Source organism: Arthrobacter sp. 05T444, assembly GCF_056395905.1.
Genome location: NZ_JBFTKK010000025.1, coordinates 1 through 25766 on the forward strand (window position 1 = coordinate 1; position 25766 = coordinate 25766).

The window sequence follows — 25766 nt, forward strand, 5'->3', positions numbered from 1 at the left end:
GAGGACAGATCGTGCAAGGGCAGGCCGGTGACCCCGTTCAGGGCAATGATGGGAGCAGCCATGGCACCGAAGGCCACCGGGGCTGTGTTGGCAAGGAGCGAGACAACGGCGGACTTGAGCGGTTTCATGCCGGCGGCCATCAGCATCGCCGCGGTGATCGCCACCGGTGCACCGAAACCAGCCAGGGACTCCAGCAGCGCACCGAAGCAAAACGCAATCAGGATGGAGAGGATGCGCAGGTCGTTGGAAATGGACCGGATGGTCCGGCCGAGGGCATCGAACCACGGAGTGGCCACGGTGAGCTTGTAGATCCACAGGGCGTTCACCAGGATCCACAGAATCGGGAACAGGCCGTAAAAGGCGCCGGCGGCAGTGGCGCTAAGAGCCTGATCCAAGGGCATCTGCCAAACCATGGTGGCCAAGACAATTGATAGCAGCAGACTTGTCAGGGCAGCTTTTGCCGCTTTCACACGGAAGACACCCAACAAGACAAACAGAAGAAGCAACGGCAACGCCGCACACAAGGCGGATAGGCCAAGCGAACCCCAGAGGGGATCCACGACTTGCTGGTAAGTGCTCACAAAAGACTCCTTTGTATTTGGAGCGGGGAGGGAGAGAGTACGTGGCGCATAGGACTGAAAGCGTCAATTTACGGGGCAGGTTCCCCGACGGCTTCCGGTACGGAGCTTGAAGATCCAAGGCACCTTTTCCACCATACGATAAAAATATTCTGCGTTATGGATTGACTTTACGTATCGGTCTGACCACTAGTCAATGGTCTTGTGGGGAAAAGTTGAACTTGCTTTTAGCCGTTAGCGCCGACCGGAGCGGGATCGCTGAGACGACGTCGTGAGCGAATTGCACTTGAGCGTTGACAGGCAGCGTTGCTCTCGTTAGGTTCTACTTGTTGAAATAATCTTTCCGCTGTGCGGAATAACTTGGATGGACGAGGAACATGTCACACCGGATAGAAACTAACGGCCTTAGTGTCGCCGAAGAGCTCCATGCCTTTGTACGGGACGAGGCGTTGCCGGGCACGGGGATCGAGGAGGAGGAATTTTGGAGCGGCGCCGCGGCGCTAATCGGGGAGTTCTCGCCGCAGGTGCGCGACCTGCTGGATGTCCGTGACCTGCTGCAGCAGCAGATTGACGAGTTCCACCGCTTGAACGGTCCGGGGGACCCGGAGGTCTACGAGGAGTTCCTGCGTTCGATCGGTTACTTGGCCGATGAGCCTGCGGATTTCACTATTACGACCAATAAGGTCGACCCCGAAATGGCCACGATCTCCGGCCCCCAGCTGGTCGTGCCGCTGCTGAATGCACGCTTTGCGATCAACGCGGCCAACGCCCGCTGGGGCTCGCTGTACGATGCCTTGTACGGAACCGACGTCATCGACGAAGCGGAGGGACGTGAGCGAACGAGCGGCTACAACCCGGTTCGGGGCATCGCCGTCGTCGCCCGCGGGCGACAGTTCCTGGACGAGCACGTGCCATTGGCGGCCGGCTCGCACGCAGATGTCACCGCCTACCGTATCGCAGACGGCCTCCTTGTCGCCGAGACCCCGAACGGCATGACAGAGCTGGCCAAGCGCGACCAGCTCCGCGGCTATCGGGGCACCGCGGATGCGCCTGAGTCCGTGCTGCTCGTCCATCATGGCCTGCACGTGGAGATCCAGATCGACTTCACCCATCTCATCGGCTCGGGCGACCCAGCCGGCGTGAAAGACATCGTGCTGGAATCCGCGATCACTACAATCATGGACCTTGAGGACTCGGTGGCGGCCGTCGACGCCGAGGACAAGGTGGTCGGCTACCGCAACTGGCTGCAGCTGATGCAGGGCACTCTGACCGCCGAGGTCGCCAAGGGCGGGGGTACCTATACCCGACGGCTGAACACCGATCGCGTCTACACCGCACCTGACGGATCCGAACTGGCCCTTTCGGGCCGCTCGCTGCTGCTCATCCGCCAAGTCGGCCACCTCATGACGAGTGACGCCGTTCTCGATACAGCCGGTGAGCCGGTGCCGGAGGAGATCCTCGACGCCCTGTTTACCGGCCTCGGCTCCGTGCACGACCTGCGCGGGCCGAACGCACGCAACAATTCGCGGACAGGCTCGGTATACATCGTGAAGCCAAAGATGCACGGACCGCGCGAAGTGGCAGTGGCCTGCGCTCTACTCGCGGGCACAGAGTCCGTGCTGCGCCTTGACCCACTCACCCTCAAGATCGGAATCATGGACGAGGAGCGCCGCACCTCGGCCAACCTCAAGGCGTGTATCTGGGAGGCGCGCGACCGCGTGGTATTCATCAACACCGGATTCCTGGATCGCACCGGCGACGAGATCCACACCTCGATGCTCTCAGCGCCCATGGTGCGCAAGGCCGACATGCGCACTTCCAGCTGGATTGCCGCCTACGAGGACGCCAACGTGGACATTGGACTGGAATGCGGATTCCGCGGCCGGGCCCAGATCGGCAAGGGCATGTGGGCGGCACCGGACAACCTGGCGGATATGCTCGCCCAGAAGATCGCGCACCCGCTCGCCGGCGCCAACTGTGCTTGGGTTCCCTCGCCGACCGCCGCGACCCTGCACGCCATCCACTACCACCACGTCGACGTGGACGCCCGGCAGGCCGAGCTCGGTGGGGCGCGCCGGTCCACGTTGCGGCAGCTTCTCACCATCCCGGTCGGGGACCCCTCCGATTGGGACGCCGATGCTCGACGCAACGAGCTGGACAACAACATCCAGAGCACCTTGGGCTACGTCGTGCGCTGGGTGAATGCCGGCATCGGGTGCTCCAAGGTTCCCGATATTCAGGGCGTGGCGCTCATGGAGGATCGGGCCACCTGCCGCATCAGCTCGCAGCATGTCTCCAACTGGGTCCGGCACGGGGTTGTAACCACGGAGCAAGTGGAAGAATCGCTGCGCCGCATGGCCACGGTCGTCGACGAGCAGAACGCCTCAGATCCCGACTATTTGCCGATGTCCCCTGCGTTCGACACCGAGGGGTTCCTAGCCGCCCGCGAGCTCGTACTTGACGGCGTCGCGCAGCCGTCCGGATACACCGAACCCGTTTTACACTTGCGCCGAGCCACGCAGAAACACATCCACGACCTTGCCAGGAGCACCTCATGAACATTGACCTAGCGACTGCCCAGTCGATCATCGCCCAGGCCCTCGCGACGGGTCAGGAACACGGCTTCAAACCGCTGACCGTTGTCGTGCTCGACGCAGGAGGCCACGTCATCGCCGTCTCTCGCCAGGACGGCGCTTCGAATAACCGCTTTGAAATTGCCCAAGGCAAGGCCTACGGTGCCCTCGCCCTCGGGATGGGATCGCGGGCCATCATGGAGCGCGCCGAGCAGCAGGCCTACTTCATCGCCGCTGCGACCGCCGCTCTCGCAGGCCGCCTGATCCCTGTGCCCGGTGGCGTCCTCGTGCGCGATGAAGACGGCACGATCACAGGTGCCGTCGGCATCAGCGGGGACAGCTCCGACAACGACGAGACCGCCGCGGCGACGGCGATCAAGGCGGCCGGTCTGACGGCGCAGGTGGCCTGACCGCCTAGGTGATCTGACCTGCCGGGCGCACGCTCAGCCCGCGTGAGCCCGGCGGCTCCTAGCATCCCCTCGCGAACGGCGGGAAGAACCGGCGAATTCACGTATAGAGAGCGGTGCCAGCCGCTGAGACCAGGCAAATGGGCTCTCCCCGAAACGGTGCCGGATCGTTCATTTCAGTATCAGAGAAGGCACGATGCGAACGGTCCGGGCGTAGTTTCTTGAGGGGCTTGTCACACAGCAGTACCGATGACAAACGAGCCCGGCAGAACTTCAGAGAGAGTGACGAGAGGCCTAGGACCTTGCCGCAACTAAACCAACGTTTGTCTCGCATTCCCGCGTCTTGCAACCGCCGGCTCCAAGACGCGGGAACAGGCGTAGTGCGGCGGACCCTCATATCCAAAATGAACTACACCCCAACCTGACGTCAGGTAAGAAGCCGAATGGGCGTCAGCATAGGGTGTGATTCCCCTTTTTCTGACACAGCTCAAGAGGCGCTTAGAGCTCAACCTGACAATACTGATACGCCAGCCGCGCTAAACCTCCGCCACAGGAGCCGCGAACTGTGCCGCATACAGCGCCGAGTACGCTTCACCCGCAGCCAACAACGAAGTGTGGGCCCCTGCTCCACGATCTGCCCGGCTTTCATCACCAGGATGAGGTCGGCGTCGCGGATGGTGGACAGGCGGTGCGCGATCATGAAGCTTGTCCGGTCCGAGCGCAAGGCACTCATCGCCTTCTGCACCAGCACCTCGGTCCGGGTGTCCACAGAAGAAGTCGCTTCATCCAAAATCGAAACAGACGGCCGTGCCAGGAACGCCCGGGCAATCGTCAGCCGCTGCTTCTCGCCGCCGACACGTTAGAACCCTCGTTCTCCAGCACGGTGTCGTAGCCCTCCGGCAGCGAGTGCACGAACCGGTCCACGTACATGGCCCGCGCGGCCCCTAGGATCTCCACCTCTGTAGCCGAAGGGCGCCCGTACGCAATGTTGTCCCGGGTCGATCCGCCGAACAGCCACGGATCCGTGCTCGCCGTCGAGCGTTATCCGCCCCGCATCCAGCTCGTAGAACCGCATCATCAGGTTCACCAGCCTGGTCTCGCCCGGTACTCGTGGGAGCCTATTCGCCGCCGGCGTCTGCTGTGCGCAGCGACGGTGAGCGGACGACGGCGGGATGTCCCGCCGTCGTCCGTTTGCGTTTGGTGCCGCTCCCCTACAGCGCCGACCAGCCGCCGTCGGACGCGAGGATCGCGCCGTTGATGTTGGTGCCGTCGTCGCTGAGCAGGAAGGTGATCGAGGCGGCGAGCTGCGCCGCGGTGGCGGGCGTGGGGACGGTGGCCTGCATCAGCGGGCCGAGGCGTTCGGCCGCGAGCTGGGATCCCCAGTTGGCCACGATGTTGGTGATGGTGGGGCCGGGGGCCACGGCGTTGAAGCGCAGGCCCTTGGGCCCGTACATCACGGCCGAGTTCTTGGTCAGGCCGACGACGGCGTGCTTAGACGCGGTGTAGGCCGCGCCGGCGGCGGACCCGCGCAGGCCGGCCTCGGAGGCGACGTTGACCACCGAGCCGGTGCCGGCGTCGAGCATCATCGGCACCACGGCGCGGGTCAGGCGCATGAGGGCGGTGACGTTGATCCGGAAGACGCGCTCCCAGAGGTCGTCGTCCACTTCGTGGATGGGGGCGAAGTTGTCCATGATGCCGGCGACGTTCGCCAGCGCATCGACCTGTCCGCCGGCGGCGGCGACGACGGCGGCCACGGTCTCCTCGGTGGAGATGTCGCCGGCCACGGGGACCAGGTCCAGTCCGGCGTTCTCGGCTACCAGGTCATCCAGGCGTTCCTTGCTGATGTCGGCGGCGATGACGCGGCCGCCTTCCTTGGCGACGCGCAGGGCGGTGGCCTGGCCGATGCCGGAGGCCGCCCCGGTGACGATGACGGTCTTGCCGGCGAAGCGGCCGCTGGTGGCGGCTTCCTGCCATGTAGCTCCGTTGCCCATGATGTCCTTCCAGACGTTGCTGATCGTGGTGCGATCCACCTTATGACACTCTGTGTCATTATGTAAGGGTGAATACTGGTGGGATGCCTTCGGATGCTTTGAAGACCGCCGTTCCGCGCTCCACCGGTCGCCCGGTGACGCCCGTTCCGCGCTCCACCGGTCGCCCGGTGACGATTGATCCCAACGCCGTGGCCGCCATCGCGCTGCGGCTGTTCGCCGAGCGCGGCTACGAGCAGACCTCCATGGGGGACATCGCGCGCGAGGCGGGGATCGGGCGCAAGAGCCTATACCGCTACTTCTCCAGCAAGGCCGAACTCATCTGGGGCGGAATGGAGCCGGCGATCGAGGCATCGGGGCGGGTTTTGGATTCCTTTAGCGTTGCGGGCGCTTCCGACGGCGACATGCTGGCGGGGCTGCGAGATGCGGCTGTCGCTGGAGTTGCTGTTCTCCCTGACCTGGAGGTCACGCGCGGCCGGCTTCGCCTGATCGCTGAACACCCCGAACTGGCCAGCCGGAGCTACGAGTCGCTGGCGCCGCAGCGGGAGCGGACGCGCGCTTGCCTGATATCGGCTGGAATCAGCGAGGATGTTGCTGGGTATCTGTGCGCCGCTTATCTCGGGGCGACGTTCGAGGCCTGGATGCAGTGGGCTGCGGGGTCGGACGCGGATCCGGTGCCTTATTTGGTGGCGGCGGTTGGGGTGCTGCGCGTGCCGGGCTCATGGATGCCTCGGCAGTCAATCGACGCAACGGCCTCGACCAAGGCAAAGTAGGGGAAGCCCATATCCGGTACTACGTAAAGCTGGGATGAGGCGCTGATGAAGGGAACTTTGTGAACAAGAATCGGCTGGAGGCATTCAGCGATGGCGTACTGGCCATCATCATCACCATCATGGTGCTCGAGCTGCGTGTGCCGCACGAACCGACCTGGCAGGGGTTGGCCGCTGTGCTGCCCACCTTCCTCAGCTACCTGCTCAGTTTCGTTTACGTGGGCATCTACTGGAACAACCACCACCACATGATCCACTTGGCCGACCGAGTAAACGGTGGGATCCTCTGGGCGAACCTGCACCTCTTGTTCTGGCTCTCGCTCTTCCCGTTCAGCACCCGTTGGATGGACGAGTCCGGGTTTTTACAGGTCCCGGTTCTTGTATATGGGATCAACCTCCTCTGCGCGGCCATCGCCTACTTCATCCTGCAGCAGACCCTCATCCGCCATCAGGGCAGGGAGGGTGCCCTCGCCCGGGCCGTCGGCAGGGACTGGAAAGGCAAGGCGTCCCCGCTGATCTATTTGACGGGCCTTGCGCTGAGCGCAGTACAGCCGTTACTGGGAGTTGCGGTCTATACCGTGGTGGCGCTGATCTGGCTTGTTCCGGATCGTCGGGTTGAGCACTTCGTAGCCTAGGCGCACCAAGACCAACGCCGACGCTGACCCCAGACCCCAGACCCTTAAACCTCCGCCACTGGAGCCGCGAACAGCGCCGAGTACGCCCCGCCGGCCGCCAACAACTCAGCATGCATTCTCCTGCTCCACGATCTGCCCGGCCTCCATCACCAGGATGAGGTCGGCGTCGAGGATCGTGGACGGCTGTCGCTGCGGGTGGAGCCGTCATCTGCCGGGGGGCTCACTGTCTCAGCTCCCGTGCCGCGCGTTCCGCGAGGACGGCGATGGCCAGGGAGAAGCGTCCAGGTAACGGAGAAAGTGCCAGACGGAGCCAGAAGGCGTCCGAGTACGCATCGAACCGGGCCGGGCTGACGTGCAGTTCCTCGGCGGCGGCCAGCACCTGCCTGTGAGCCGTCAGATATCTTTCGGGCGTCATGCGGTTATTTCGCAGATGAAGCTCCAGTCGGACGTCCAGGCCGGCCAGATCCCGGGCGGCCTCGTGTTGGGCCGTACTGTCGAAGTCCAGCAATCCGGGCGGCATTTCGTCGGCAGGAACGATGATTTGCCTGTCGTAAAGGTCTCCGTGGGCCCATACCAGAGGATCCGGTGTTGTCCGAAGCAGGTTCGTGGCCACTTGCTCTGCAGCGGCACGCAAGGCATCGCGCTGAGACGACAACTCGGGGACGTTTTCATTGTGCCGCAACCAGTCGTCCACCCGTCGCCACGCCTTCGTGGCTTCCCACTCTGCTGAACGGAGCGGAAGGCTGTAGAGAACGCTCTGTGCCGCGGGACCATAGGAGCCGTTCAGTTCCGTGACCCAGGCGCGCGACCATTTCTCCCACGCCCTGGCGAACTCTTGATCGCAGACGGCGGCCTCCACCTGGCCCAGCTCGTTCAGAGTCTGTCCCTCGATGGCGCTGAAAACGATGACGTCCTCCTGGGAACTCTGACGGAGAATTCTGGGTGTTGTGAAGTTGCCGGCGTCCAGCAGGACGTCCATTTGTGCACAGCGCTCGGCCGGTACGACGGCGCCGCCTGGCTCGAAGATCTTTATGTAGCGGCCCTCCGCCCGGACGACCGCCTGGTGGTGGGGCCAGTACGAAATCAATTCCCCCCGCTCCGCTTCCCCCCGCAAGGCGGGCAGCCCCGGATCGTCCAACGGGATAAGTTCGAACTGCCCGTGACGCAGATGAGCTCCCCTGACGCCGGGCCGTCCCGGAGTCAAAACCTCCAGTACAAATTCTCCTGGTGTCTTGTCCGGCCATGCCCGCTGAATCAGCCAAAATGTACCGGTATCGTCGTCGGCAGACGCTGGAACGGGGGAGGGCCAGTCCCTGGAATCAATTCCTTGGACTGGCGGAGGCGCCAGCCAATGGTTTGAGCCATGAACTGCGGGCGGCCGAGACTCACCAGCCGCTCTTCCAACCCTCGGCTTTCGAGACGACGCCAACCCTTAAACCTCCGCCACAGGAGCCGCGAACTGCGCCTCATACAGCGCCGAGTACGCCCCGCCGGCCGCCAGCAAGGAAGCATGCGTCCCCTGCTCCACGATCTGCCCGGCCTCCATCACCAGGATGAGGTCGGCGTCGCGGATCGTGGAGAGGCGGTGGGCGATCACGAAGCTCGTCCGGTCGGACCGCAACGCACTCATCGCCTTCTGCACCAGCACCTCGGTGCGGGTGTCCACCGAGCTCGTCGCCTCGTCCAAGATCAACACAGAAGGCCGGGCAAGGAACGCGCGCGCAATCGTCAGCAGCTGCTTCTCGCCGGCGGACACATTGGAACCCTCGTCGTCGAGCACCGTGTCGTAGCCCTCCGGCAGCGAGCGCACGAACCGGTCCACGTACGTCGCCTGCGCGGCCTCCAGAATCTCGGCTTCCGAAGCACCAGGCCGGCCGTACGCGATGTTGTCCCGGACCGTCCCGCCGAACAGCCACGTGTCCTGCAGCACCATGCCCATCCGCGAGCGCAGCTCGTTGCGCGTCATCAGGGTGACGTCCACGCCGTCGAGCGTTATCCGCCCCGCATCCAGCTCGTAGAACCGCATCATCAGGTTCACCAGCGTGGTCTTGCCGGCCCCGGTGGGCCCCACTATCGCCACGGTCTGCCCGGGCTCGGCCACCAGGCTCAGGTCCGAAATCAGCGGCTTGTCAACAGAATAGGAGAAGGACACGTTATCGAACACCAGCCGGCCCCGCACCGACTCCGGCGCCACGGCAACAGCCGGATCGGGGCTCTGCTCCTCCGTATCCAACAGCTCGAACACCCGTTCCGCCGACGCCACCCCTGACTGCAGCAGATTGGCCATCGACCCCAGCTGGGCCAGCGGCTGCGTGAACTGCCGCGAGTACTGGATGAACGCCTGCACGTCGCCCAGCTGCATCGCCCCGGACGCCACCTGCAGCCCGCCCACCACGGCGATCCCCACGTACACCAGGTTCCCGATGAACGTCAGCGCCGGCATGATCAGGCCGCTGATGAACTGCGCGCCGAAGCTCGCCTCGAACAGCTCCACATTCTTCTGCCGGAACCGCTCCTCCACCTCCCGCTGCCGGCCGAACACCTTCACCAGCGCGTGCCCCGTGTACGTCTCCTCGATCTGGCCGTTCAGCTCCCCCGTGTGCTTCCACTGCGCCACGAACAGCTTCTGCGAGCGCTTGGCGATCAGCGCCGTGGTCACCAGCGTCAGCGGCACCGTCACCAGCGCAATCAACGCCAGCACCGGCGAAAGCAGGAACATCATCACCAGCACGCCCACCACCGTGAGCAGCGACGTCACCGCCTGGGAGATCGACTGCTGCAGGCTCTGCGAGATGTTGTCCACGTCGTTCGTCACCCGGCTGAGCAGCTCACCTCGTTGGACTGAATCGAAATACCGCAGCGGCAGCCTGTTGATCTTCGCCTCGATCCGCTCGCGCAGCCGGTACACCGTCCGCTGCACCACACCGTTGAGCACATACGCCTGGATCCAGCCGAACGCCGACGCCAGCACATACAGCGCCAGCGCCCACTCCAGCACGCTGGCCAGCGCTGCGAAGTCGATCCCCGTCCCCGGTGTCAGCGTCATCGCGCCGATCATGTCCGCCTGCGAATCCTGGCCGGCCGCCCGCAGTCGCGCGATCACCTCGTCCTTGCTCACCCCGGCCGGCAGGTTTTTCGACACGACGCCGGCGAAGATCAGGTTGGTGCCCTCCCCCAGCAGCCGCGGCCCGATCACCGAGAACGCCACACTCGCCACGGCAAGCGCCAGGACCAGCGCCAGCCACAGCCGCTCCGGGCGCAGCGTGCCCAGCAGCCGCCTGGCCGACGGCCAGAAGTTCATCGCCTTCTCCGCCGGGACATTCATCCCGGCAAACGGCCCGCCCCTGCCCGGGCCCATCGGCGGCCGGGGCGGCCCCGCGGGCCTCTCTCCTGTCCCGCCCGCGGGAATACGTCCGACGGCGGGTGCTCCCGTTCCGCTGCCGGTTCCGGTCCGGCTTGAGGTGCTCATGCCGCCTCCTCCGCCGCCAGCTGGGAGGAGACGATCTCCCGGTACGTCTCGGACGTCTCCAGCAGCTCCCCGTGCGTTCCGCGCCCGACGATCCGGCCGTCGTCGAGCACCAGGATCTGGTCTGCATCCACGATGCTGGACACCCGCTGGGCGATGATCACCAGCGTGGCTCCGGAGGTGTCGTGCTTGAGTGCCTGCCGCAGGCGGGCGTCCGTCGCGGTGTCCAGCGAGGAGAACGAGTCGTCAAAGATGTACAGCTCGGGCCGCTTCACCAGGGCCCGGGCGATGGCGAGCCGCTGCCGCTGGCCTCCGGAGACGTTGGTGCCGCCCTGCGAGATGGGCGCATCCAGGCCGCCCTCCATCTCCCGGACGAAACTGTGTGCCTGGGCCGTGGCCAGGGCGCGCCACAGCTCGTCCTCGGTGGCATCGGGCTTGCCGTAGAGCAGGTTGCTGCGCACGGTGCCGGAGAACAGGTAGGGCCGCTGCGGGACCAGGCCGATGTGCCCCCACAGCAGGTCCGGGTGCAGCTCCCGCACGTCCACGCCGCCGAACCGCACCGAACCGGCGGTGGCGTCGAAGAGCCGCGGCATCAGGTTCACCAGCGTGGTCTTTCCCGACCCGGTGCTGCCGATGATCGCCGTCGTCTGCCCCGAGCGGGCCGTAAAGCCGATCCCGCTGAGGACAGGCTGCTCGGCACCAGGGTAGGCAAATCCGACGTCGTGCATTTCCAGCTCGCCCCTTCGCGGGCGACGCCGGGCAACGCCGTCTTCACCAAAATCCCGATCGGCGCCAAAACCCACGGGGTGCGCCGGCGGGCGCACGCTTGACTCTGTGTTCAGCACCTCCCCGATCCGGTCCGCGGAGACCGCAGCGCGGGGGATCATCACCGCCATGAATGTGGCCATCATGACGGACATCAGGATCTGCAGCAGATAACTGAGGAAGGCAATCAGGGTGCCCACCTGCATGGACCCGTCCTCAATCCGGAACGAGCCGAACCAGATCACGGCCACGCTGGAGACGTTGAGCACCAGCATCACCACCGGGAACGCGAGCGCCATCAGCCGCCCGGCGCGCAGGGCCGTGTCGGTCACGTCCGCGTTGGCCCGCGCGAACCGGGCGGTCTCGATGTCCTCGCGCACGAACGCCCGCACCACACGGATGCCGGTGAGCTGTTCGCGGAGCACCCGGTTCACGGTGTCGATCCGGACCTGCATCTTCCGGAACAGCGGCACCATCCGCGTAATGATCAGTCCGACGCCGATCAGCAGTGCCGGGACGCTGACGGCGATCAACCAGGACAGCTGGGCATCCTGCCGGACGGCCATGATCACACCGCCGATGCTGAGCATTGGTGCCGCGACCATGAGCGTGGCGGACATCAGGACGAGCTGCTGGACCTGCTGGACGTCGTTGGTGGAGCGCGTGATGAGGCTCGGGGCACCGAACCGGGTGACCTCCTGCTCGGAGAACTCACCCACCCGGCCGAAGATGGCCCCGCGCAGGTCACGCCCCAGGCCCATCGCCGCCTTCGCCCCGAAGTACACGGCCGTCACCGCGCACGCGATCTGCAGCAGCGTGATGAACAGCATCAGGCTGCCCACCCGCAGGATGTAGCCGGTGTCGCCCTTCGCCACACCTTCATCGATGATGTCCGCATTCAGCGTGGGCAGGTACAAGGAAGCGATGGACTGCGCCAGCTGGAAAACGACGACGGCGATCAGCAGCCGCCGCTGCGGCCGCAGGTACTCAACGAGCAGCTTCCAGAGCATCCGGGCTCCACCTCACGCAGGCACATCACGCACACTGATTTGGACAGTGTACGTCGCGAGGCTGGGGACGTGTTGGCGCCCTCCTTCCACACTTGACAGGGCCGCAGATTCCGTCACCTGTAGGCTGTGAAACACCGCCGGATATCCGCGGTACATCGCATGTTGAAGATTGGGGACTTCATTGGGGGAACAGCGTTTGGATTCCGGCGTGCCCGGTGACATACCGGCAGTCATTAGGTCGTCGGCGGCGTTCTGGCTCGCCAGCGCCGTGGCTGCAGGCTTCCTGCCGGCTGTTTTGGAGGTGGCACGCATCGACTTCGGCCAGTCCACGCCCGATTGGGCGGTGCCGTACATGGTGGCGTTCGCGGTGCCGCTGACCGCCCTGCAGGTGTGGGCCGCGATCGAGCTGCTGAGGGGCGCGGGCTGGGCCCGCATCCTCCTGACCGTGGTCGCCGGTCTTTCCGCGCTGGGAGCGCCGCTAGACCTCTCGGGCCTCATCCTGGCCGGGCTGGCCCTGACGCTGGCCGGTGCCGCGCTGATGTGGACTCCTGCCGCCAACCGGTTTTTCCGGCGGTGCCGGCACGAGTCTCCAGTCCCCGGTCTGGAGCCCGACGCTCCGAGGCGGTCCGCGGTCGGACCCTGACGGGGACGGGGCCGAACGAGGACCCGGCCTGAGTGGGACCGGGTCGCATCAGCCGCCCAGCACCACGTTGACCGGCGGTTCCCCGGCCAGCATGAGGTCGATCTGCCGCTGCAGCAGCCGCCCCATCCGCGGGCGCATCGCGGAGCTCGCCCCTCCCACGTGCGGGGTGATGATGACGCCGGGAGTGCCCCAGAGCGGGTGGTCCCGGGGCAGAGGCTCGGGATCCGTGACGTCTAGGGCGGCACGGATCCGTCCGGACGCCGTGTGGCGGACCAGGGCTTCGGTGTCCGCCACCGGGCCCCGGGCCACGTTCACCAGCAGCGCGCCGTCGGGCATTGCCGACAGGAAAGCGTCGTCAATGAGGTGCTTGGTGGCGTCGCCGAGCGGCACCCCCACAATTACAATGTCGTGTTCCGGCAGCAGCGCGGGCAGTTCCGCGATGCCATGGACGACGCCCGTCTCATCCGTCCGCTGCCGGCTGGCCACCCTCGTGATGCTCGTTTCAAACGGGATGAGCCGCTGTTCGATCGCCTTGCCCACGCCGCCGTAGCCGACAATGAGGACGCGGCGGTCTGCCAGGCTTGCGGTGGGCCTGGTGTCCCACTCGCCCTCCTGCTGGTTCCGCATGATGCGCGGGAACTCCCGCTGGCTGGCCAGGACCATGGCCAGGGCCAGTTCCGCGGTGGACGTTTCGTGCACTCCGGCGGCATTGGCAAAGACCCGTCCGGCCGGAAGCGCCTCCGCCACACCGTCGTACCCGATCGACTGGCTCTGCACCAGCGCCGTCTCCACGCCGTCTAGATTCCGCAGGACCTGCGGGCCGCCCATGTACGGCGGCACCACGATGTCGATCTGGCGCTGCGGCGGCTCGCCCGCGAAGTCCCACTCAAACACCGTGACGGCCGCGTTCGGCGTCAGGTACTCGCGAAGTGCCGCATCCGGCAGGCTCACAGTTATCTTCCGGGTCATGGGTCTCCAACAGCTCCGTCGGCTCGGGGCAGGTCGGTCACATGGGAGGGCGGCCTGCCGGGTGTTCTCTGTCGCCAGCCTAACGGAGCGGCCGGAGGCAACAGCTTTGCGGAGCCCCTGGGCGGGTGTACGTTGGCCGCATGCTGAGCATCGGCTCCATCGTGATCCGCGTTGATGACCTCCCGCGCCAGATGGCCTTCTGGCAGGCAGCCTTGGGCTACGAACCGCGAAGGGCGGCGGATGAGGATTTTGTGATCCTCCAGCCGCCGGACGGCGTGGGCACGTGCATCTCGCTGGACCGGGTCCCGTCGTCGGCCCGCATCCCGCCGCGGATCCACCTGGACCTGTACGCCGAGGACCAGGGCGGCGAAGTGCAGCGCCTCCTCGGTCTCGGAGCCACCCGTGTTGAGTGGAGCAAGCGGCCGGCGGACGCGGACTACGTGATCCTTGCCGATGCGGAAGGCAACCGTTTCTGCGTGGTGGACACCGCGGGCAGCGAGGATTAGCGGATGCCCGCCGGCTGCGCGCCGTCGCCTTCCTCTCTTCGCGCGGGGCGTAGATGTGATTCGGCTCAAGGTTTAGTCAAGATGTCCTAAATATGCCCTGATAAGCCTCCACCCGGCTGTACATTGATTCCAAGCTCTCCGTCTTTCCCCCCAGACCGGAGCGCCAGGGAGCCTCCGCGCTTGAGTCCACAGGATTCGCGCAGGGGCTCCCTTTCACTTACGGCCGGAGGACGGCTCTGGCCAGCTAACGGTTCAGGCCGATATGGTAAGCATGCTGACGAATTGTGTTCTTGTTCGTCGGTGCCTGTTCAAGTCGACAAAAGGAGACACTGTGAGCACGAGGGTTGAAAAACGAATTCTGGTCAATGTGCCGGTCAGCACGGCCTACAACCAGTGGACCCAGTTCGAGGACTTTCCCCAGTTCATGGGCGGCGTGAAGAGCGTGACCCAGCTGAGTGACGACCGCCTTGAGTGGGTGGCCGAGATCGCCGGCGTCAAGCGGAAATGGGAAGCGGAAATCCTCGAGCAGATCCCGGACCGCAAGGTCGCCTGGGCCGCCACCGAGGGTGCCACAAACGCCGGATCGGTCGAGTTCGAGGATGTGGGCGGCGGGCAGACGTCCGTCCGGCTCTTCATTGACTACGAGCCCGAGGGCTTGGTGGAAAAGATCGGTGACAAGCTCAACGTGGTGGATCGCCAGGCCGAGTCCGATCTCCAGAAGTTCAAGGAGTTCATCGAAGACGAAGGGTATGCCAGCGGCGCCTGGCGGGGTTCCGTCAACGAAGGCGCCTCCGTCGGCACACCCGGCGTCGAACATGCTGCTATGTCGCGCGGCGACAGCGGCAAGGCCGGAGTATCCGGCAAGCTCGCCGCGGGGGTCGGCGTTGCCGCGGCGGCAGCGGCAGGAGCCGTCGCAGCCACCCGCAGCAGCGATTCGGACGCCACAGTGCGAGTCCCCGACCACACGGCGACCCCGGCGGTGACGCCGGTGTACACCGAGACAGTAGGCACCGCCGGGACGCCTGAAGTGACCGGCACGGCTCCGGTAACCGGTGCGGACAGCTCGGCGCTGGCCGACGAGACGATCGCCCATCCCTTCGACCAGACCAACGGCCTCATTGACGACGACGGCGATTCGGACGAAACAGCCGCCAGTGACACCCAGAGCGCTGCGGATCGCGACGAGACCGCTGACCGCGGCCCGGGCACCGTCCCGCCCATGGGTGGAAATCTCGGCCAGCATTAGGGGCAGCACGGCCGGCTGAATTCCACAGCCTGTTCCCCAAACGAACGCACTGGAGCGACGGCGGGACCTCCCGCCGTCGTTCTTTTTGCTTTCGACGTCAGGTGGCCGAGAAAGAAAAGTTGAACGATAAATTTTTAGGATTGACCTACACGACAAGCGGTGGCAACGTGGGACACATCTCGCACCCTCCTCTCGTCGGGGGTATTTATGCACACCCTCTTCAGACAGTTGGCGTCCGCCGCGGGCGGACACCAGCGAAAACGTCTGCAGCCCGCCACGGTGATGGCAGTCCTCGCACTCGTTGTGTTCCTGGGGGCGTCCACTCAGGGCCTGGCCCGAAACTCTGCATTCAATAACCACCACGGCGCCGCCACCGTCTCGGGACTGGCGCCGAGCCCGGCAGTTCATGGTTACCCGCCGGTCGCGTATTTCTTTGACGCGTCCAGTGAGCCGCTGCAAGCGCGCAGCACTGACGGCATGCAAGGCGACGACGCCTGGCTGCGGGACTCTGCCCTGCAGATCGCGGCAACTCCCGCTGCCACTGTCATCAGCTGCTCGCCGTCGCCTTTGCCACAACGGAAAGAGACCCGGCAGGACCGCAGCCGGCCCCCTCCGGGGCTCCACGCCTGACTGGTTGGTTTCCCAAGGGTGCGTCGTACTTTCTTGTGGCTGCTCTGTATTACTTTCTTGGGGCAGCTCTAACGACGTTGACCGGCAGCCTACGCGGGCATCAGTACATCTAGGGCAAATTATGAGAGTTGTCTAATAATTTTTATCGCTGGTCGCGCCTTTCTTAAGGGCTGGCTAGACCAAAGTAATCGTCACCGAGAATTCGGTTGGCTGTGGGGGGCGAATTCAGTAGGCCGTGGGGGCCCATTGAAAAAGTTAAGAGTTGCGCTCTATTCCCATGATTCGCTTGGCTTGGGACACGTCCGCCGCAATCTGGCGCTGGCGCACGCCCTAAGCAATCAGCTTCCCGGCCTCACCGGCCGGCCAGTAACCGGCGTCCTCATTTCCGGGACGGCCCTTGCACCAGGCTTCCAGGTTCCGGCGGGCTGGGACTGGGTTATTCTGCCGGGCGTCGAGAAGGGTCCTGACGGCTACCATCCGCGAAACCTGGCGGTCCCCATGCAGGACCTTGTATCCCTGCGGGCCGCCCTGCTGGAAGCAGTACTGGGAGGTTTCCGCCCCGACCTGATCGTGGTTGACCGCCATCCCACTGGCATTCACCGCGAACTGGAGGCTGCGCTGCGCCGTGCCCGTGCCCTGACTCCGGCGCAGGTTGTGCTGGGACTTCGCGAGGTGCTGGATTCCCCGGAGACTGCCCTCGCAGAATGGGACAGTGCCGGCGGCGCACAGCTCGTCAAAGACCTTTTTGACGCAGTCTGGATTTACGGCGACCCCGCAGTCCATGATCCACTTGCCGCCGGCGAGATTCCCGAGTCCCTCCGGAGCATGATCCGATACACAGGCTACCTGGCGACCGGCAGGCCGACCGGATCCGGGAAAATCTGCATGTCTGGCCCCTATTTCCTGACAACGGTCGGAGGCGGTGCCGATGGTCACGCCTTGGCGAGCATCGCCGCCGCCGCCGCGCTCCCAGCCGGAATCGGACACCTCATCGTTGCGGGTCCGCAGATGCCGGGGCCTGAGCTGGCCGACCTGCGGCGGCACGCCACGCCCGGCGTCCGGGTGGTCGAAGCCCTGGACGACATGGTCCTGCACATGCGGAATGCTCAGGCGGTTGTTTCCATGGGCGGATACAACACGGTGTGCGAGCTCCTGAGCACCAGCGTGCCTGCGCTGATCGTCCCCCGGAACCACTCCCGCTCCGAGCAGCAGATCAGGGCCGCCTCCCTGGCCCGGGCCGGCTATCTGGACCGCCACGACATGGGCACGCTGACGCCTGCAATCCTGGCGGCCTGGCTGGCACAAAGCCTCGGCACCAAGGTGGACCGGCGGCTGGCGCACCTCAACGGGCTCGCCCGTGTGCCTCAGCTGGCAGCCGCCCTCCTGCAGCCGGTCCTCCAGCCGGCCGGCTCGCGGGCGGAGACCATCAGGGAAGGGGCGGCACGTGCTGCAGTCTGAACCGGCCATCGCCTACGTGCTGAAAATGTATCCGCGATTCTCCGAGACCTTCATCGTTTCCGAAATCCTCGCCCGGGAGGCAGCCGGGGACCGGATCGAAATCTTCTCACTTCTCCAGCCCAACGACCCCCGCTTCCATCCCGAGCTTGCCCGGGTCAAGGCTCCGGTCACCTACATTGACCGGCCGCTCAAGGCGTCCGAGCTATGGGAGAACTTCAGGGCCGCGGATACAGCCGGCCTGTCCGCAGCCCTTTCGCGCAACCTGGGCCAACTGACCGCGGCCGAATGCACCGAAGCTGCGCAGGCGATCAACCTCGCAACTGCCCTTTCGCAGCGGAACATCAGGCATCTTCACGTCCATTTTGCCAACGCGGCCACCAGCGTTGCGCGACTCGCCGCGGCCCTCGTCGGTCTTCCGTTCTCGTTCACGGCCCACGCAGTCGACATCTTCCATGAGTCAGTCCAGGCCGACGAGCTGCGGGTGAAGCTGGAAGAGGCCCATCACGCCGTGACCATCAGCCAGTACAACTTCCGTTACCTCCGCCGCCTGTTTCCCGCTGCCACCTCCCGCCTCCATCTGGTGCGCAACGGCCTGGAACTGAATCGTTTCCCCTACCGGGAGCCACGCCCCATCGGTACTACCTTGCGCGTGGCCGCCGTCGGCCGGTTGGTGGAAAAGAAAGGTTTCCAGCACCTGTTGCCTGCCGCCGCAGAGCTCGTGGGCCAGGGCTTTCACCTCGACGTGCAGATCGCGGGCGCCGGCGAGCTTACCGAGGAACTGCAGAACACCATTGAACGACTCAGGCTCGGCAACCACGTCAGGCTGATCGGACCGCAGACCCAGGACGAGGTCCTCGAACTGCTTGACTCCTCCGACGTTTTCGTGGCCCCGTGCGTCATCGGCGCGGACGGCAACGCCGACGGCATGCCTACTGTCTTGCTGGAGGCGATGGCAACTGGCGTGCCCTGCATCAGCACCTCGGTCACAGGCATCCCCGAAGCGATCCATGATGGCCAAACCGGGATTCTGGCAATTCCCGGAAGCCCGCACGCCCTGGCCCGGGCAATCCGCCGGATCAGCGCGCCCGGAACGGACCGGCTTGCCCTGTCCCGCAATGCCCGCGCCCTGATCGAACAGGATTACGACGTCCGCCGGCAGGTGGAGCTGCTCCGGTCCCTGGCCCTTTCGGAAAGGAAGGTGGCATGATGCACGTGGCCTACCTCTGCGCCGACCGCGGAGTCCCCGTCTTTGGCACCAAGGGCTCCTCCGTTCACGTGCAGGAGATCATCAGGGCCTGGCGCAATGCAGGGGACGACGTCACTCTCTACTGCACCCGCCGCGGAGAGGACCGCCCGGCGGACCTTGCCGATCTCGACGTCGTCGAAAACCAGCCGCGCCGGGGGCCCGGCATACACCCGGAGCGTGCTCTCCAGGATGCGGCGCTGGATCTCGCAGACACAGTCCTGAGTGACGGCTGCGACTTGTTCTACGAGAGATACTCGCTGTTCAGCCCGGCCCTGTCCCTTGTTTCCCAGGCCCTTGGCGTTCCGGCCGTCCTCGAAGTCAATGCACCCCTCATTGAAGAGCAGCGGCGGTACCGCCAGCTGCTGGACGCGGAAACGGCCGAAGCAATCCTGCGCCACAATGCGGGGGCGGCGCAGGTGGTTTCCTGCGTCTCAGAACCTGTGGTCCGCTGGGTCCGCGGCCGGGTGCCCGCGGCGAGGACCGTGCTGGCTCCGAACGGCGTCAACGTTGAACGCATCACTCCCCGGCGCCCCGGACGGCGGCATTCCGGTCATCTCACCGTGGCCTTCGTGGGGACGCTGAAGCCCTGGCACGGCGTCCCGGACCTGCTCCACGCCGTCGCAATCGCCAACACCCGCTCCGCCGACCCGGACCGCTGGACCGTGCGGATGATCGGAGACGGGCCGGAGCGGGACAACCTTGAACGCCTTGCAGCCATGCTCGGGGTGGAGACGGAATTTACCGGGGCAGTTCCCCCGGGGACCGTGCCCCGCCTGCTTCATGAATGCGACGCCGCCATGGCCCCGTACCCTCCCGAGGACGCCGGCCGGGAAGACTACTTCTCACCGCTGAAGATCTACGAGTACATGGCGGCGGCTATGCCGATCATCGCAACGTCCGTCGGCCAGATCCCGTCCATCCTGGAGCACGGCCGCACCGGGTTGCTGGTTCCGGGCGCCGATACCTCCGGGCTCGCCTCCGCGCTGACGCGGCTGGCGGCTGAGCCGGTGCTGCGCGCAAGCCTGGGCCGCCAGGCCCGGACCGACGCCGAGCGCCGCTTCAGCTGGAACCACGTGCTTTCGACCATCACCGAAGCCTTGACGGCCGAACCAAAGGCGGCATTGCGATGAGCACAACTGCCCGACATGCGGGCGGCCGCGGGGCGCCGGGCCGCGACCCCAAGCCGGAGTCCGGACTCCGGCGGACGCTCCGCTGCGTGCGCCCGCATCTCAAGGGACACCGGCTCCTGATGGCCGGCGGTTTCGTGGCCCTTGCGGCCGATGTCCTCTTCCGGCTGCTGGAGCCCTGGCCCGTAAAACTCGTGGTTGACGCCGTGTCGCGGTCACTCGGCGCCACGCTGCGCAAACCCGGACCCTCAATGGACGCAAGCCTGGAAACCCTCCTATTGTGCGGCGGAGCAATTGTGGTCATCAGCGTGGTGCGGGCCATCGCCAACTACTGGTCCGCGATCGCCTTCGCCCTGATTGGATCCAGGATCGCTGCCGACCTTCGCGCGCGGACCTTCCGCCATGTGCAGAGCCTCTCCATGAGGCACCACACCCGCGCCTCCTCCGGAGACACAGTCCAGCGCCTGGTGGGCGACGTCTCCCGGCTGCAGGAAGTGGCCGTTACCGCAGGGCTGCCGCTGCTGGGCAACATGGTCACTCTGGTGGCCATGACGGGCATCATGGTGTGGCTTGATCCGCTGCTCGCACTCGTCGTGTTCTTTGCCGGCGGCGCGTTCGTGCTGCTGTCACACAGAAGTTCGCCATCAATAACGGTGGCCGCCCGCAGGTCCCGCAAAGGTGAGGGCGCCCTGGCAACCACCGCCGCCCAGACCCTGAATGCCATGCGTGAAGTCCAGGCCTACGGCCTTGAGGACACCATCAGCGACGACTTCCGGTCCAGCAACAAGCAGACCCTGGGAACGGGAGTGGTGGCCCTGCGGCTGGCCGCGGCACTTGAACGCCGCACGGACGTACTGATTGGCGTGGCCACGGCGATCGTCCTGGCCGGGGGCGGCATGCGCGTGCTGGACCACTCGATCACACCAGGAGACCTGGTGGTCTTCCTGACCTATCTGAAGACCGGGATGAAACCCCTCAAGGACCTGGCCAAGCAAACCAGCCGGATCGCCCGCGCCACGGCGTCTGGGGAACGGGTGGCAGATCTCCTGGAGGCGCAGACCGATCTCCCCGAGGCCGCCGACGCCTGCGTGCTTTCGAGCGCCCATCCCGACATTGTGTTCGACGACGTGACCGCCGGCCACGGCGAGGGAACCACCGTGCTGCACGGAATAAACCTCAGCGTCCCGGCCGGCGAACACCTGGCCATCCTCGGCCCCTCCGGCGCCGGCAAATCAACCCTGGCCAGCCTCATCCTGCGAATGATCGACCCAACGTCGGGGGCAGTGCTGGTCGGCGGCAGCGACCTCAGGGAGTTGAAGATCGCGTCCGTGCGCTCGCACGTTTCAATCCTGCTCCAGGATTCCGTTCTCTTTGGCACCACGGTCCGGGACAACATCAGGTTTGGCCGCCTGGATGCCACGGACGAGGAAATCGAGAACGCCGCCGCCCTGGCCCAGGCAGACGCCTTCATCCGTTCCCTGCCTGAGGGCTACGACACCGTCTTGGGTGAAGCGGCAAAGGATCTCTCGGGAGGCCAGCGCCAACGAATCGCCATCGCCCGGGCCATCCTCCGGCAGGCACCCATTGTGATACTCGACGAAGCGACTGCAGGCTTGGATCCTGCCTCACGGGAGTCGGTTCTGGAGGCCCTGGCTGCCCTCACCCGGGACCGCACCTCGATTACGATCACCCACGATGAGCATTCCGCCCGCTCCTGCGACCGCGTCATCTGGCTCGAGGACGGCCGCATCGTCGAGGAGGGACGGCCGGATGAACTTCTGCAGGATCCGGAGACGCGTTTCGCACGCTGGATGGGCGATCAGGACCCGGGGCGGCCGCTTGAAAGGCTGGAAGTGCCATGACCGCAGCTGCGTCTGCCCTCCGGGATCCGGACCGGGCCCTGGCCAGCCGGGACAGTGGCCTGGCAGGTTTGCCCTACCTGCTGGACAACGGCAATCTGTCCGCGCTCCTCGGCGAAACTGTCCGGGTGACGAGGGTCCGCTACAAACCATGTACTTCCTTGCTGGTTGCTTTCCGCCGGACCCGGAACGGCAGCTTCGATTACGGCTGGGCCCTGACCAAGACCGAGGAGGGAAGCGGTCAGCTCCTCCATCGCGAACAGGCCTCCAAGTCGCGCGAGGGGAACATCAGGGTGCTCCGGCCCGACCCCCGTCAGCCGGGTGCCCTCGTCGCCACCGGCGATATAGCCGACGACTGGAAGCTGCGCCGCAACCTTGCCTGGCTCCGCAAGCACGGCGTGGAGCGTCTGGGCGTCGACTGGCTTCCGCCCGACGGCCATCTGGCCGGTGCGGCCAGCGTGCTGCGCTACAAGCCCGAACGGCGACTCGTACTGATGATCCCGGATCCCGCGGCCCCCGTCGTGATCAAGATAGCGGCCAATGCGGCCGACGCCGAACGGCAGCTGGATTTTCAGCAGCGCCTCTACGAGCACGGCGTCCCGCTTCTGCCGCAACTCGGTGACCCGGAGTGCGCACGTCACGGAGTTGGCGCCAGCCCAGTATGGGGCGGAGGTGACCTGGCCGGACTCGACGACGCGCACGCGGCCGGCGGTGCCCATCGCGCCGGGGAGGCTCTCGCCCGGCTGCACGGCCTGCACGTCCGTCCCGATGCCGCTTCCGGTGACTGGTTTGATGATCTGATCAGACAGCTGGCCGCGACCCGCGCCATGGTGACTGCGCTCGTCCCCGAACTGGAGGGGCACGCGCGGAAACTGGAGAGCGGCCTACCCGGCCTGCTGGGCCACCGCGAAGAGCGTACCAGCGTCCCCGTCCACGGCGACTTCTCGGCCGATCAGGTGCTCGTGGGCGGATCGGACGTCCGCATCATCGACTTCGACCGGGCCCACCCTGGCTCCGCCGAAGCCGATCTGGGATCGTTCGCTGCCGTGGAGGAAGCTACTCTGGCGGCGCCCGGTGCTGCAGCCGCGAGCACCCACGGCGCGGGCGGTGCGAAGACCGCCTGTCTGACCGAAGGCTATGTTCAAGCAGGCGGACGGTTCCGGCAAAAGGACCTCGATGCCTGGGCCGCCGTCCGGTTGTTCAAAGGCAGCGTGGATCCGTTCCGGGACCGGTCCCCCGAATGGGCCGCCGACATAGCCTGGCACCTCCGCCGGGCCCTGGAGTTGATCGCATGAGCTGGCACCCTGCTATACCGTCCCGCGTCACCGATGCCGGGGGCAGGGATTGGCTGGTCCGCCGTGCCTGGCCCGGACCCGAAGGCGACGACTACGTCCTGGAAATCCGGTCCCCTGGGATTCCGGGTGTCCGCGCGGCCCATCTGCGGCACGGAATCTTTGAGCCGGTACCGGAGAAGGACCCACGGCTTCCCGCGCTCGCAAAGGAGGCCCCCAAGGGAGAAGTCGTGGCCCATCGCGCCCACAAACGCGCCGTAGTCCACGCCGGCAGCCGGTACATAAAAGTCTTCCGACCCGGCCCGGCAGAGACGGCAGCCAGGAACCATACCCTGGCCACCGCGCCCCTGACCTCAGGCTGCATCACAGCCCCTTTGCTACTGGAGAGCCGGCGCTCGGTGGTCGTCTTCAGCAGTATTCCGGGGCGCTCATATTATGAGCTCGGGCAGGACCATGCGACCGTTACGGACGCCTCCTTTGCACGGATGTGGCGCGAATGGTCACTGGCCTGGCTGCAAACAGTTGACGTCGCCAACAGTGCCGATTTCCGCAGCAGCGTAGCGGGACTGCCACTGCACCCACCCGCGGCCGAAGTGGCCAATCTCCGGCGCTGGATCGATCTCTGGCTCCTGCAAAGCGAAGGCGTCCCGGAAGCTGCAGCAGCCCGCACCGGCCTCGTTGCACAGGCCGAGAATGCCATCACCGGGCTCATGGCCACGCGCCCCGATCCGTTCCGCTGGGCGCATGGGGACCTGCATGACAAGCAACTGCTGGGGCGGGGAGGAAGCGGCACGCCCGGGTTGCTGGACTTTGACGAAGCCTGCCAGGCCGAGCCTGCACTGGACCTCGCCAATCTCGCCGTGAACCTTGAGCTGCGGTTGTGCCAGAAGCTTCTGACAACGCGGCGCTATGCCATTGCCCACGGCGAGATCATGGCCGTAGCCGAAGAACTGCACGTCGCGCCCGAACGGTTCGCCGCGTATTGTGCCTGCGCGCGCCTCCGCATGGCCTGCCTTTACTCCTTCCGCCCACCCTGGGGGGCACGTGCGACGCGCTACCTGGTGAAGCCCTTCCCCAGCCCGTCCCCGGATCGCGAACCCGTCCCGGTATTGAGCACAGATTGGAGCCTGACATGAGCAGTTCCTCTCGGCGGGCGCACGGCGCCGCGGATGTTCCGCCGTCGTCCGGCTTTTCCCTCTCCACCGGCGCCCCGGTGTTTACCAGCCTTTCCCTTACCGTCATCGGGACGGGATACCTCGGCGCAACCCACGCCGTGTGCATGGCACTGCTGGGCCACCGCGTGACGGGGATCGACGTCGACGAAGCCAAGGTACGAGCCCTGTCCGAGGGGCAGCTGCCGTTTTTCGAGCCGGGCCTCAAGAAGCTCCTGCGGAAGATGCTGGAAAGCGGCAGGCTGAGGTTCACCAGCGACTTCTCCGCGGCCAGGGATGCTGATGTCCATTTCCTGTGCGTCGGCACACCGCAGGAACCCGATTCCCCTGCCGCCGACCTCCGCTATGTGGACGCGGCACTCGAGCGCCTCGCCCCGGAGCTGGGACGGCATTGCCTCATCGCGGGAAAATCCACCGTTCCGATCGGCACGGCGGAGCGGCTCACGGCCAACATCCAGGCCACCGCGCCGGCCGGCACGCTGGCGGAGCTGGCCTGGAACCCGGAATTCCTGCGCGAAGGCCACGCGGTGGAGGACACCCTGCACCCGGACCGGCTGGTCTTCGGAGTGCCCTCCGCATGGGCACGGGACCGGCTCGCCGAATGCTATGCCCCGATCATCACCGAGGGCACTCCGGTGGTGATTACAGACCTTGCCACCGCCGAACTGGTCAAGGCGGCAGCGAACTCCTTCCTTGCCACCAAGATCTCGTACATCAATGCGATGGCGGAAATCTGCGAGGCCACGGGCGCGGACGTCAGTCTCCTGGCGAAGGCGTTGTCCTACGACAACCGCATCGGCGGCCGCTTCCTCAAGCCGGGCCTGGGGTTCGGCGGGGGCTGCCTGCCGAAGGATATCCGGGCCTTCACGCACCGGGCCAGGGAACTCGGCGTAGGGCAGGCGGTCGGCTTCCTGCAGGAAGTGGACGCCATCAACCAACGGCGCCGCCAGCGGACCGTGGACCTCATCACCGAAATGGCGTGCGGCGACCTGGCGGGCGTGCGCGTGACCGTTTTGGGCGCCGCCTTCAAACCCGACTCTGACGATATCCGCGACGCCCCGGCCCTTGACGTTGCCCGCATGCTCCACCAGAGCGGCGCCAGGGTCACGGTCTTCGACCCCAAGGCGATGGAGAACGCCCGCCGGAGCTATCCGGACCTCGCTTACGCGAATTCGCTGGAGGAGGCCGTGACCGGGGCCGAAATCGTGGCAGTCCTGACCGAATGGGACATCTTCCGGCGCGCTGACCCGGCTGCGCTGGGCGAGCTAGTGCAGCTGCGCAACATCGTTGACGGCCGGCACGCGCTTGACGCCGTGGCATACCGCGCCGCTGGCTGGGACTATCGGGCACTCGGAGCACCCAACAGGCTACCCGCGCCGGGCCCGGGGTCCACGACGTTCGAAGCGGCGCATCTGCGTGTCTAGTA

At 65.8% G+C, this 25766-nt stretch carries 21 protein-coding genes and 2 pseudogenes; 15 read left to right on the top strand and 8 right to left on the bottom strand.

Translation table 11 applies throughout. The annotated features are described in order from the left end of the window. The coding region (locus AC1DD3_RS18895; RefSeq protein ID WP_476882264.1) for an L-lactate permease at window positions 1-581 on the bottom strand (581 nt) is incomplete at its 3' end. Between the two features lie 374 nt (window positions 582-955). Here AC1DD3_RS18895 and AC1DD3_RS18900 point away from each other — a divergent pair. Both AC1DD3_RS18900 and AC1DD3_RS18905 read left to right on the top strand, forming a co-directional pair. Next, window positions 956-3136 carry a malate synthase G gene (locus AC1DD3_RS18900; protein WP_476882265.1) on the top strand — a complete coding sequence of 727 codons (2181 nt, stop codon included), beginning with the start codon at window positions 956-958 and terminating at the stop codon, window positions 3134-3136. Next, a complete protein-coding gene (locus AC1DD3_RS18905; protein ID WP_476882266.1) occupies window positions 3133-3561 on the top strand; it encodes a GlcG/HbpS family heme-binding protein in 429 nt (142 codons plus the stop codon). The genes AC1DD3_RS18900 and AC1DD3_RS18905 overlap by 4 nt, the downstream gene beginning before the upstream one ends. A gap of 533 nt (window positions 3562-4094) precedes the next feature. Here AC1DD3_RS18905 and AC1DD3_RS18910 read toward each other — a convergent pair. Both AC1DD3_RS18910 and AC1DD3_RS18915 read right to left on the bottom strand, forming a co-directional pair. Next, window positions 4095-4672: pseudogene (locus AC1DD3_RS18910) on the bottom strand (ATP-binding cassette domain-containing protein); the annotation flags it as partial. Window positions 4673-4769: 97 nt separating this feature from the next. Further along, on the bottom strand, window positions 4770-5549 hold the full coding sequence (locus tag AC1DD3_RS18915; RefSeq protein WP_476882292.1) for an SDR family NAD(P)-dependent oxidoreductase: 780 nt from the start codon (window positions 5547-5549) through the stop codon (window positions 4770-4772). An 83-nt stretch (window positions 5550-5632) separates the two neighbouring features. Here AC1DD3_RS18915 and AC1DD3_RS18920 point away from each other — a divergent pair, with 83 nt between their 5' ends. Together AC1DD3_RS18920 and AC1DD3_RS18925 are read left to right on the top strand one after the other, a co-directional pair. Next, window positions 5633-6319 (top strand): TetR/AcrR family transcriptional regulator, encoded by a 687-nt coding sequence (locus AC1DD3_RS18920; protein WP_476882267.1) that lies wholly within the window; start codon window positions 5633-5635, stop codon window positions 6317-6319. Window positions 6320-6378: 59 nt separating this feature from the next. Further along, on the top strand, window positions 6379-6951 hold the full coding sequence (locus tag AC1DD3_RS18925) for a TMEM175 family protein (RefSeq protein ID WP_476882268.1): 573 nt from the start codon (window positions 6379-6381) through the stop codon (window positions 6949-6951). Window positions 6952-6995: 44 nt separating this feature from the next. On the opposite strand, the pseudogene AC1DD3_RS18930 reads toward AC1DD3_RS18925, so the two are convergent. The 4 genes and pseudogenes from AC1DD3_RS18930 to AC1DD3_RS18945 all read right to left on the bottom strand — a co-directional run. After that, window positions 6996-7131, bottom strand: a pseudogene (locus AC1DD3_RS18930) (ABC transporter ATP-binding protein); the annotation flags it as partial. A gap of 40 nt (window positions 7132-7171) precedes the next feature. Beyond that, window positions 7172-8038, bottom strand: a complete 867-nt coding sequence (locus tag AC1DD3_RS18935) for a phosphotransferase (RefSeq protein ID WP_476882269.1) — start codon at window positions 8036-8038, stop codon at window positions 7172-7174. A 345-nt stretch (window positions 8039-8383) separates the two neighbouring features. Further along, on the bottom strand, window positions 8384-10420 hold the full coding sequence (locus AC1DD3_RS18940; protein WP_476882270.1) for an ABC transporter ATP-binding protein: 2037 nt from the start codon (window positions 10418-10420) through the stop codon (window positions 8384-8386). After that, window positions 10417-12192 carry an ABC transporter ATP-binding protein gene (locus AC1DD3_RS18945; protein WP_230118421.1) on the bottom strand — a complete coding sequence of 592 codons (1776 nt, stop codon included), beginning with the start codon at window positions 12190-12192 and terminating at the stop codon, window positions 10417-10419. The genes AC1DD3_RS18940 and AC1DD3_RS18945 overlap by 4 nt, the downstream gene beginning before the upstream one ends. A gap of 208 nt (window positions 12193-12400) precedes the next feature. On the opposite strand from AC1DD3_RS18945, the gene AC1DD3_RS18950 reads away from it, so the two are divergent. After that, entirely contained in the window at window positions 12401-12835 is a 435-nt protein-coding gene (locus AC1DD3_RS18950; protein WP_230118422.1) for a hypothetical protein, read from the top strand. Window positions 12836-12883: 48 nt separating this feature from the next. Here AC1DD3_RS18950 and AC1DD3_RS18955 read toward each other — a convergent pair whose 3' ends face one another. Continuing rightward, complete coding sequence (locus AC1DD3_RS18955) at window positions 12884-13804, bottom strand: 2-hydroxyacid dehydrogenase (RefSeq protein ID WP_476882271.1); 921 nt, start codon at window positions 13802-13804, stop codon at window positions 12884-12886. Between the two features lie 140 nt (window positions 13805-13944). Here AC1DD3_RS18955 and AC1DD3_RS18960 point away from each other — a divergent pair, with 140 nt between their 5' ends. From AC1DD3_RS18960 to AC1DD3_RS19005, 10 genes are all read left to right on the top strand, one after another. After that, window positions 13945-14310 carry a VOC family protein gene (locus tag AC1DD3_RS18960; protein WP_476882272.1) on the top strand — a complete coding sequence of 122 codons (366 nt, stop codon included), beginning with the start codon at window positions 13945-13947 and terminating at the stop codon, window positions 14308-14310. A 331-nt stretch (window positions 14311-14641) separates the two neighbouring features. Further along, entirely contained in the window at window positions 14642-15556 is a 915-nt protein-coding gene (locus AC1DD3_RS18965) for an SRPBCC family protein (RefSeq protein WP_230118428.1), read from the top strand. A gap of 207 nt (window positions 15557-15763) precedes the next feature. After that, window positions 15764-16186, top strand: a complete 423-nt coding sequence (locus AC1DD3_RS18970; RefSeq protein ID WP_476882273.1) for a hypothetical protein — start codon at window positions 15764-15766, stop codon at window positions 16184-16186. 246 nt (window positions 16187-16432) lie between these two features. Further along, window positions 16433-17644, top strand: a complete 1212-nt coding sequence (locus tag AC1DD3_RS18975; RefSeq protein WP_476882274.1) for a glycosyltransferase family protein — start codon at window positions 16433-16435, stop codon at window positions 17642-17644. Next, the gene (locus tag AC1DD3_RS18980; protein WP_230118434.1) at window positions 17631-18851 is read left to right on the top strand and encodes a glycosyltransferase family 4 protein; all 1221 of its coding nucleotides are present in this window, start codon (window positions 17631-17633) and stop codon (window positions 18849-18851) included. Before AC1DD3_RS18975 ends, AC1DD3_RS18980 begins: the two co-directional genes overlap by 14 nt. Beyond that, window positions 18848-20020: a glycosyltransferase family 4 protein gene (locus AC1DD3_RS18985; RefSeq protein WP_476882275.1), complete on the top strand. Its 1173-nt coding sequence runs from the start codon at window positions 18848-18850 to the stop codon at window positions 20018-20020. The genes AC1DD3_RS18980 and AC1DD3_RS18985 overlap by 4 nt, the downstream gene beginning before the upstream one ends. Beyond that, entirely contained in the window at window positions 20017-21879 is a 1863-nt protein-coding gene (locus tag AC1DD3_RS18990; protein ID WP_476882276.1) for an ABC transporter ATP-binding protein, read from the top strand. The genes AC1DD3_RS18985 and AC1DD3_RS18990 overlap by 4 nt, the downstream gene beginning before the upstream one ends. After that, the gene (locus AC1DD3_RS18995) at window positions 21876-23171 is read left to right on the top strand and encodes a phosphotransferase family protein (RefSeq protein ID WP_476882277.1); all 1296 of its coding nucleotides are present in this window, start codon (window positions 21876-21878) and stop codon (window positions 23169-23171) included. Before AC1DD3_RS18990 ends, AC1DD3_RS18995 begins: the two co-directional genes overlap by 4 nt. After that, window positions 23168-24304 (top strand): phosphotransferase, encoded by a 1137-nt coding sequence (locus AC1DD3_RS19000; protein WP_476882278.1) that lies wholly within the window; start codon window positions 23168-23170, stop codon window positions 24302-24304. Before AC1DD3_RS18995 ends, AC1DD3_RS19000 begins: the two co-directional genes overlap by 4 nt. Then, window positions 24301-25764, top strand: a complete 1464-nt coding sequence (locus tag AC1DD3_RS19005; RefSeq protein WP_476882279.1) for a UDP-glucose dehydrogenase family protein — start codon at window positions 24301-24303, stop codon at window positions 25762-25764. Before AC1DD3_RS19000 ends, AC1DD3_RS19005 begins: the two co-directional genes overlap by 4 nt. Window positions 25765-25766: the final 2 nt, after the last annotated feature.

Bases quoted from the DNA above. Each gene is read 5' to 3' on its own strand.
- AC1DD3_RS18900 (WP_476882265.1), top strand. From the start codon at position 956: ATGTCACACCGGATAGAAACTAACGGCCTTAGTGTCGCCGAAGAGCTC.
- AC1DD3_RS18905 (WP_476882266.1), top strand. From the start codon at position 3,133: ATGAACATTGACCTAGCGACTGCCCAGTCGATCATCGCCCAGGCCCTC.
- AC1DD3_RS18915 (WP_476882292.1), bottom strand. From the start codon at position 5,549: ATGGGCAACGGAGCTACATGGCAGGAAGCCGCCACCAGCGGCCGCTTC.
- AC1DD3_RS18920 (WP_476882267.1), top strand. From the start codon at position 5,633: ATGCCTTCGGATGCTTTGAAGACCGCCGTTCCGCGCTCCACCGGTCGC.
- AC1DD3_RS18940 (WP_476882270.1), bottom strand. From the start codon at position 10,420: ATGAGCACCTCAAGCCGGACCGGAACCGGCAGCGGAACGGGAGCACCC.
- AC1DD3_RS18945 (WP_230118421.1), bottom strand. From the start codon at position 12,192: ATGCTCTGGAAGCTGCTCGTTGAGTACCTGCGGCCGCAGCGGCGGCTG.
- AC1DD3_RS18955 (WP_476882271.1), bottom strand. From the start codon at position 13,804: ATGACCCGGAAGATAACTGTGAGCCTGCCGGATGCGGCACTTCGCGAG.
- AC1DD3_RS18960 (WP_476882272.1), top strand. From the start codon at position 13,945: ATGCTGAGCATCGGCTCCATCGTGATCCGCGTTGATGACCTCCCGCGC.
- AC1DD3_RS18970 (WP_476882273.1), top strand. From the start codon at position 15,764: ATGCACACCCTCTTCAGACAGTTGGCGTCCGCCGCGGGCGGACACCAG.
- AC1DD3_RS18985 (WP_476882275.1), top strand. From the start codon at position 18,848: ATGATGCACGTGGCCTACCTCTGCGCCGACCGCGGAGTCCCCGTCTTT.
- AC1DD3_RS18990 (WP_476882276.1), top strand. From the start codon at position 20,017: ATGAGCACAACTGCCCGACATGCGGGCGGCCGCGGGGCGCCGGGCCGC.
- AC1DD3_RS18995 (WP_476882277.1), top strand. From the start codon at position 21,876: ATGACCGCAGCTGCGTCTGCCCTCCGGGATCCGGACCGGGCCCTGGCC.
- AC1DD3_RS19000 (WP_476882278.1), top strand. From the start codon at position 23,168: ATGAGCTGGCACCCTGCTATACCGTCCCGCGTCACCGATGCCGGGGGC.
- AC1DD3_RS19005 (WP_476882279.1), top strand. From the start codon at position 24,301: ATGAGCAGTTCCTCTCGGCGGGCGCACGGCGCCGCGGATGTTCCGCCG.